Origin of the sequence: Streptomyces sp. AcH 505 (assembly GCF_000818175.1) — a bacterium.
Classification (GTDB): Bacteria; Actinomycetota; Actinomycetes; order Streptomycetales; family Streptomycetaceae; genus Streptomyces.
The window spans coordinates 547,586-555,379 of sequence record NZ_JTIY01000001.1 but is presented as its reverse complement, the minus strand read 5'-3'; the positions used below and the strand labels follow the sequence as shown (position 1 = coordinate 555,379).

Genomic DNA, 7,794 nt, shown 5'->3' with positions numbered 1-7,794 from the left:
AGGACGCCGGTCGGGCGGCCCTGCTGCTGAGCGCGCCGCGCCCGCAGGGCACGGTGCCCGGCCAGGCCGAACACCGGACGACCGCCGCGCCGCCGGCGCCGGACGCCCTACCCCGGCAGAGCGCCGGGGCCGCGACGGAGACCGGCACCGGCACCGCGACCGACGGATCCGTCCCCGCGACCGCTCCCGCCGTCGCGGTGTCCGTCGCGACCACGCCACCCGTCGTCGATCTCGTACGGGGACCCGCCGAACTCATGGGCGCCGTCGCCCGGCTCGTACGCGACATGGTCGTCGTCGGGACACTGGAGGACGCCGAGGAGCTGGTCGCCGCGCGGCCCGAGCTGACCGCCGTCACCACCGAGGGCGACGTCCTCGGCGCGCACTTCGCGCACGGCGGCTCGGCGGGCGCGCCCAGCCTGCTCGAAGTGCAGGCATCCGTGGACGAGGCTTCGGCCGCGCTGGCCGAACTCGCCGTACGGTGCGAAGAACTGGCGGCGGCCCAGCACGCGGCCGGCGCCCGGCGTACCGAATCCGCCGCGCTCGTCGAGGAACTGGGGGAGCGCAGGCGGGCCGCCGAACGGGCCAAGTCCGCCGTTTCCGGGCAGCTCGGCCGGCTCTCGGGGCAGGCGCGCGGCGCCGTCGGCGAGGCCGAACGTACCGCAGCGGCGGCCGCGAAGGCGCAGGAAGCCCTGGAGCGCGCCACCGGCGAGGCCGAGGAGCTGGCCGAGCGGCTGCTCGTCGCCGAGGAGGCGCCGGTCGAGGAGGAGCCCGACACCTCCGTCAGGGACCGGCTCGCCGCCGACGGCGCCAACGCCCGGCAGACCGAGATGGAGGCCAGGCTCCAGGTCCGTACCCACGAGGAGCGGGTCAAAGGGCTGGCCGGACGGGCCGACTCGCTCGACAGGGGAGCCCGCGCGGAGCGCGAGGCACGGGCGCGCGCCGAGCAGCGGCGGGCCCGGCTGCGCCACGAGGCGCAGGTCGCCTCGGCTGTCGCGGCGGGGGCCAGGCAACTGCTCGCACACGTCGAGGTGTCGGTCGTACGGGCCGAGGCGGAACGCGTCACGGCCGAGGCCGCCAAGGCGGAGCGCGAACAGGAACTGGTCGCCGAACGCAACCAGGGCCGTGATCTGAAGGCCGAACTCGACAAGCTCACCGACTCGGTGCACCGGGGCGAGGTGCTCGGCGCCGAGAAGCGCATGCGCATCGAGCAGCTGGAGGCCAAGGCCCTGGAGGAGCTGGGCGTCGAACCGGCCGGGCTCATCGCCGAGTACGGACCCGACCAGCTCGTCGCACCGTCACCCGCCGCCGAGGGCGAGGAGCTTCCGGAGGACCCGGAGCATCCGCGCAACCAGCCGGTGCCGTACGTACGCGCCGAACAGGAGAAGCGGCTCAGGTCCGCCGAACGGGCGTATCAGCAACTCGGGAAGGTGAATCCGCTCGCCCTTGAGGAGTTCGCCGCACTGGAGGAGCGGCACAACTTCCTCTCCGAGCAGCTCGAAGACCTCAAGAAGACCCGCGCGGACCTGCTCCAGGTCATCAAGGAGGTCGACGAACGCGTCGAACAGGTCTTCACCGAGGCCTACCGGGACACCGCACGCGAGTTCGAGGGCGTCTTCTCGCGGCTGTTCCCCGGCGGCGAGGGACGGCTGCTGCTGACCGACCCGGAGAACATGCTCACCACCGGCGTCGACGTCGAGGCCCGGCCGCCCGGCAAGAAGGTCAAGCGGCTCTCGCTGCTCTCCGGCGGCGAACGCTCCCTGACGGCCGTCGCGCTGCTCGTCTCCATCTTCAAGGCCAGGCCCAGCCCGTTCTACGTGATGGACGAGGTCGAGGCGGCGCTCGACGACACCAACCTGCAGCGGCTGATCCGCATCATGCAGGAGCTCCAGGAGAGCTCACAGCTGATCGTGATCACACATCAGAAGCGGACGATGGAGGTCGCCGACGCGCTGTACGGCGTCTCCATGCAGGGCGACGGCGTGTCCAAGGTGATCAGCCAGCGGCTGCGCTGACGCCGCGCCACCTCCGGTGGTGGGGGAGAGCGACCTGTGCCCAACTGGAGGGGCCTCGCACCCCCACCCGCCGGGCCGGCACGGCGGCGCGGCCCCAGGAGTTCATGTGACCAGTACAGCGCAGGCGCCGCCGCCCGGAGGGCGGACGGCCCGTCCCGACCACCTCCGCCACGTCGTCTTCATCGCCGCCGCCGCTGCCATGGGCGGCTTCCTCTTCGGCTATGACAGCTCGGTGATCAACGGCGCCGTCCAGGCGATCCGGGAGAAGTACGACGTCGGATCCGCCGCGCTCGCCCAGGTCATCGCCGTCGCCCTGATCGGCTGCGCGATCGGGGCCGCCGTCGCGGGCCGGATCGCCGACCGGATCGGCCGTATCCGCTGCATGCAGATCTCCTCGATCCTCTTCACCATCAGCGCCGTCGGCTCCGCGCTCCCGTTCGCCATCTGGGACCTGGCCATCTGGCGGGTCATCGGCGGCTTCGCGATCGGCATGGCGTCGGTGATCGGCCCCGCCTACATCGCCGAGGTCTCACCCGCCGCGTACCGCGGCCGGCTCGGCTCGTTCCAGCAGGGCGCCATCGTCATCGGCATCGCGCTGTCGCAGCTCGTCAACTACGGCATCCTGCAGATCGCCGACGGCGACCAGCGCGGCAAGATCGGCGGCCTCGAAGCCTGGCAGTGGATGCTCGGCGTGATGGTCCTCCCCGCGATCCTGTACGGGGTGCTCTCCTTCCTGATCCCCGAGTCACCGCGCTATCTGATCTCCGTGGGCCGGCGGGCCCGCGCGCGAGAAGTGCTCGCCGAGGTCGAGAACGACGACGTCGACCTGGACGCCCGCGTCGCCGAGATCGACACCGCGATGCGCCGCGAGCACAAGTCCAGCTTCAAGGACCTGCTGAACGGCCGCCGCAACTTCCTGCCCATCGTCTGGGTCGGCATCGGCCTCTCCGCCTTCCAGCAGCTCGTCGGCATCAACGTGGCCTTCTACTACTCGGCGACGCTCTGGCAGTCGGTCGGCATCAACCCGTCCAGCTCGTTCCTCTACTCGTTCACGACCTCGATCGTGAACATCATCGGCACCGTGATCGCGATCGTCCTGGTGGACCGCGTAGGCCGCAAACCCCTCGCCCTCGTCGGCTCCTGCGGCATGACGGTCTCACTCGCCCTGGAGGCCTGGGCCTTCTCCGCGAAACTCGTGGACGGCAAACTGCCCACCCTCGAAGGCACCACGGCCCTCGTCGCCGCGCACGTCTTCGTGCTGTTCTTCGCGCTGTCCTGGGGCGTCATCGTCTGGGTCTTCCTCGGCGAGATGTTCCCGAACAGAATCCGCGCGGCAGCCCTCGGCGTCGCCGCGTCCGCGCAATGGATCGCCAACTACGCCATCACGGCCAGCTTCCCCAGCCTGTCCTCCGACTGGAGCCTGTCGGGGACGTACATCATCTACACCTGCTTCGCGGTGCTCTCCATCCCGTTCGTACTGATCTTCGTGAAGGAGACAAAGGGAAAGACGCTCGAAGAAATGGGCTGACCTCGAACCAGGACGGCATCGGCCGGTCCAGAATCTCGACCACGGCGGTCCGATACTGGGAGCGTTGTGACTCCTCCCCGCCGAAAGCGGCAGGGCTTCTCGCTATGCCGATTCGGCTTCGCGACGGACCAGCCCGGCCCGTAGGACGTTGATGGCTCCCACCGTGTCGGCGTGCGCACGGTGGCCGCAGGAGACGCAGACAAAGGTGTCCCGGGTGGGCCGGTTCTCCTTCGCGGTGTGCCCGCACCGGGGGCAGTGCCTGAGGTGTTGCGCGGGTCCACGGCGATCACTTCCCGGCCGGCGCTTTCAGCCTTGCTGGTGAGGATCGTCAGGAACACCCCCCAACCGGCATCGGCGATCGAACGGTTCAGTGCGCCCTTGGCGGCAGCTCCGTTCGGCAGGAAATCGCCTGCCCGGTGGGGATGCGGTCTGGGTGCGGGAGTCTTGATCATGTTGCTGATCGCGAGATCTTCGTGCGCGATGACATCGTGCTCACGGACCAGGGCGAGTGCCGTCTTGTGCGCGTGATCGAGCCGCCGGCGACGCACCTTGCCGTGCAAGGCGGCGACCTTCTCCACCGCCCGCTGATGGTTGCGGGTGCGCTTGTCCCGGCGTACCCGCGGGAACCTGCTCAGCTTCCGCCGGGCGGTTGTGAGTTTGTCGGCCGTGCGCCGGCCGTGGCGGGGATTGTCGAGGAAGCCGCCCTGCGAGTCGGCCAGGAAGTGGACGATGCCCAGGTCGATACCGACGGCGCTGCCGGTGACGGGAAGCGGCTCGGGCCGGGCCTGCTCGGCGGTGAGTACGACGAACCAGCGGCGTCCCTCACGCTTGACCGAGACCGTTCTGATCTTGCCGGTCACGGCACGGTGTTGATTGACCTTGATGTGTCCGACGCCTTGGAGACGGATCCGGGTGCCGGGGACGTGCGGAGTGGAATCCCACCGGCAGCCGTCCCCGTCCCGAGGGAACTCGACCGTGTCGAACCAGCTGGTGCCCCGGAACCTCGGGTACCCCGGGGTGTCACCGGAGCGGACCCGCCGGAAGAAAGCCCGGAACGCCCGGTCGAGACGGCGCAGCGTCGCCTGCTGGCTGCTGAAGGACCAGCGGCCCTGACGATCGAGGTCGAAGGCGCGGATGGCCTTGAGCTGAGCGGACTGCGTTCCGTACGTGATCGCCGTCTTCGAGACATGCCGGTAGGCGTCACGGCGCTCCTGCAAGGCCCCGTTGTAGAGGGAGCAGTGATCGCGCAGCATCTCACCGAGGGCGATTGCCTGGCGTGCGGTGGGCCTCATGAGGAACGTGTACGCGCGGATCATCAGCCCACCCCCTCCGGGTCGGCGGTGATTTTACCGGTGCGCCGTCCGCCGAATGCCGGTCCCGCCAAGCCGGAGAGCAGTCGCAAAGGCGGCCCGACCAGAAGACGGGAATTCCCTGCGAAGATCGGAGGATGGAAATCGTCATCCTTGTTGTAGTCATCGCCCTGGTCGCGGTCGGCGCGATCAGCGGGCTTGTGGTGGGCAGCCGCAGGAAGAAGAAGCAGCTGCCGCCATCGGCACCGTCGTCGACGCCGACCATCACTGCTCCGCCCGCCGAGCCACATGTCGGCGACGAGGCGGAGACGCCGCGGGACGAGTCCCGTCGCACCATCGAGGAGGTCGGCCTTCCCGGGGCCGACGAGGCTGTCGGGTCGCCGGTGGCCGTCGAGGACCCGGTGGTGGCCGAGCCGCCCGTCCGGGAACTGGATGTGCCGGAGCCCACCGCCGGCCGGCTGATCCGGCTGCGCGCCAGGCTCGCCCGTTCGCAGAACACGCTCGGTAAGGGGCTGCTCACGCTGCTGTCGCGCGAGCACCTCGACGAGGAGACCTGGGAGGAGATCGAGGACACCCTGCTCACCGCGGACGTCGGTGTCGCGCCGACCCAGGAGCTGGTCGAGCGGCTCCGTGAGCGGGTGCGGGTCCTCGGTACGCGTACGCCAGAGGAGCTGCGCTCCCTGCTCCGGGAGGAGCTGGTGACGCTGCTCGGTACGGACTTCGACCGCGCAGTGAAGACGGAGAGCGGCCTGGACACGCCCGCCGTCGTGATGGTCGTCGGGGTCAACGGCACCGGCAAGACCACCACGACCGGCAAGCTGGCGCGGGTGCTGGTGGCCGACGGGCGGTCCGTCGTGCTCGGCGCCGCCGACACCTTCCGCGCCGCCGCCGCCGATCAGCTCCAGACCTGGGGCGAGCGGGTCGGCGCGCGTACGGTGCGCGGGCCCGAGGGCGGTGACCCCGCCTCGGTCGCGTTCGACGCGGTCAAGGAGGGCATCGCCGAGGGCGCGGACGTCGTGCTGATCGACACGGCGGGACGGCTGCACACCAAGACCGGGCTCATGGACGAGCTGGGCAAGGTCAAGCGGGTCGTCGAGAAGCACGGTCCGCTGGACGAGGTACTGCTCGTGCTGGACGCGACGACCGGGCAGAACGGTCTCGTGCAGGCCCGGGTCTTCGCCGAGGTCGTGGACATCACCGGCATCGTGCTGACCAAGCTGGACGGTACGGCCAAGGGCGGCATCGTGATCGCGGTCCAGCGCGAGCTGGGCGTGCCGGTCAAGCTGATCGGTCTGGGCGAAGGCGCCGACGATCTCGCGCCGTTCGAGCCGGGCGCATTCGTGGACGCCCTGATCGGCGACGCGTAGCCGTTCCGGCGGGGGTGCGGCCGCCGCCGCACCCCCCGGCGCCGCTCGCGCCGCTTCTCCTGCCGCGCTCACGCCTCCGTCGAGCGGTGGCAGATGTACGCCAGGGTCCCCAGCACCAGCCGCGCCTGCGGAGGTTCCGCCGCGGTGTCCAGACACGGCGGGCGCAGCCAGCGGACCCCGGGGGTGGGCGGTGCGGTGACGAAGCTGCCGCGGCCGTGGGCGACGAGGTCGAGATTCGCGTCGTCCCAGCCCATGCGGTAGAGCAGTTCGGGCAGTTCGGCGCAGGCGCCGGGGGCCACGAAGAAGTGCGCGCGGCCCGTGGCCGTCGCCATCACGGGTCCCAGCGGCAGCCCCATGCGCTCCAGCCGGACCAGCGCCCTGCTGCCCGCCGGCTGTGCGACGTCGATGATGTCGAACGTACGGCCCACCGGCAGCAGGACGGCCGCGCCCGGCGCGTGCGACCAGGCCCGCGCCACCTCGGCCAGCGTGGAGCCCGCCGGGATCTCGGCCGCCGTGTCCGTCCCGGCGCCGCCGACGCGGCCGCCGGCCGTCACGCCCGGGGCCACGTCCCAGCCCCATAGTCCCGTGTACTCCGCCACCGCGGTGCACTCTGTGCTGCGGCGGCGCGCGCCGGACCGCATCTCCCGGATTCCGCCGATCGTGAAGCCCATGCCCCCTCCAACGGGTCGAGTGCACCGGTGGTTACGACTCGCAGTCTGCCTGTGACTCTCTGTCGTCATCGGGTCGCTTCGGCGGCGCGTGGAGGCATCGAGGGTGGTGCGGAGGTGATTCCCGCGCCCCGGCGTGCGACGCTCCGCCGTCGTGACTGTTGCCTGTCAAGTGAATCGCGCCCGGCCGCAGGTGAGTTCATTCGAAGGGGTGGCGAATGGTGGCGTTTGTTGAATCCCCCTCGCTAGAGGGGTGATCGTAGGATTACTTTCAGTGCACGAACCTCGGGGAGAGCGTGTTCGCGGGTATGCCGGAGGCATCTCGGTTTCCTGTTCGAAGGGGTGCAACCTCCGGACAGCCGATGGCAACTCAGGGCATTCTGGCAGTGGTTCGCGCGACAGGTGGTTTCAGCGGATGGGGGCGTTCCAGTGGGTGGCAGCGGCACAGACGGCACGGACACCGGCAAGCGCTCGAACGGGCAGCTGGGCTCGTGGTTCGTGCGCAGCGCCTGGTCGAAGGGCGAACTCGCGCGCCAAGTCAACCGCAAGGCACGCGAGATGGGCGCGCACCACATCAGCACCGACACGTCGCGGGTCAGACGCTGGCTGGACGGCGAGCAGCCGCGCGAACCCATCCCGCGCATCCTCTCCGAGCTGTTCTCCGAGCGCTTCGGCACCGTCGTGACCGTCGAGGACCTGGGCCTGCGGACCGCCCACCAGTCGCCCTCGGTCTCCGGCGTCGACCTGCCCTGGGCCGGGCCGCAGACCGTGGCGCTGCTCAGCGAGTTCTCCCGCAGCGACCTGATGCTGGCGCGGCGCGGCTTCCTCGGCTCCTCGCTGGCGCTGGCGGCGGGCCCCGCGCTCGTCGAGCCGATGCAGCGCTGGCTGGTGCCGGGACCCGCGGGGGAG

At 70.7% G+C, this 7,794-nt stretch carries 4 protein-coding genes and 2 pseudogenes; 4 read left to right on the top strand and 2 right to left on the bottom strand.

Annotation, left to right across the window (positions count from 1 at the left end):
- On the top strand, nt 1–2,012 hold a 2,012-nt coding region (locus HY68_RS02510), incomplete at its 5' end, for an AAA family ATPase (protein WP_157874429.1).
- Nucleotides 2,013–2,118: 106 nt separating this feature from the next.
- The gene (locus HY68_RS02505) at nt 2,119–3,540 is read left to right on the top strand and encodes a sugar porter family MFS transporter (protein ID WP_041983971.1); all 1,422 of its coding nucleotides are present in this window, start codon (nt 2,119–2,121) and stop codon (nt 3,538–3,540) included.
- Nucleotides 3,541–3,642: 102 nt separating this feature from the next.
- On the opposite strand, the pseudogene HY68_RS02500 reads toward HY68_RS02505, so the two are convergent.
- A pseudogene (locus tag HY68_RS02500) lies at nt 3,643–4,856 on the bottom strand (transposase).
- A gap of 131 nt (nt 4,857–4,987) precedes the next feature.
- On the opposite strand from HY68_RS02500, the gene ftsY reads away from it, so the two are divergent.
- Nucleotides 4,988–6,217 carry a signal recognition particle-docking protein FtsY gene (ftsY, locus tag HY68_RS02495; RefSeq protein WP_041983970.1) on the top strand — a complete coding sequence of 410 codons (1,230 nt, stop codon included), beginning with the start codon at nt 4,988–4,990 and terminating at the stop codon, nt 6,215–6,217.
- 68 nt (nt 6,218–6,285) lie between these two features.
- Here ftsY and HY68_RS02490 read toward each other — a convergent pair whose 3' ends face one another.
- A complete protein-coding gene (locus HY68_RS02490; RefSeq protein ID WP_041983969.1) occupies nt 6,286–6,888 on the bottom strand; it encodes a bifunctional DNA primase/polymerase in 603 nt (200 codons plus the stop codon).
- Between the two features lie 426 nt (nt 6,889–7,314).
- Here HY68_RS02490 and HY68_RS02485 point away from each other — a divergent pair.
- A pseudogene (locus HY68_RS02485) lies at nt 7,315–7,794 on the top strand (hypothetical protein); the annotation flags it as partial.

Coding starts and splice junctions, on each gene's coding strand:
- ftsY (WP_041983970.1), top strand. CDS start 4,988: ATGGAAATCGTCATCCTTGTTGTAGTCATCGCCCTGGTCGCGGTCGGC.
- HY68_RS02490 (WP_041983969.1), bottom strand. CDS start 6,888: ATGGGCTTCACGATCGGCGGAATCCGGGAGATGCGGTCCGGCGCGCGC.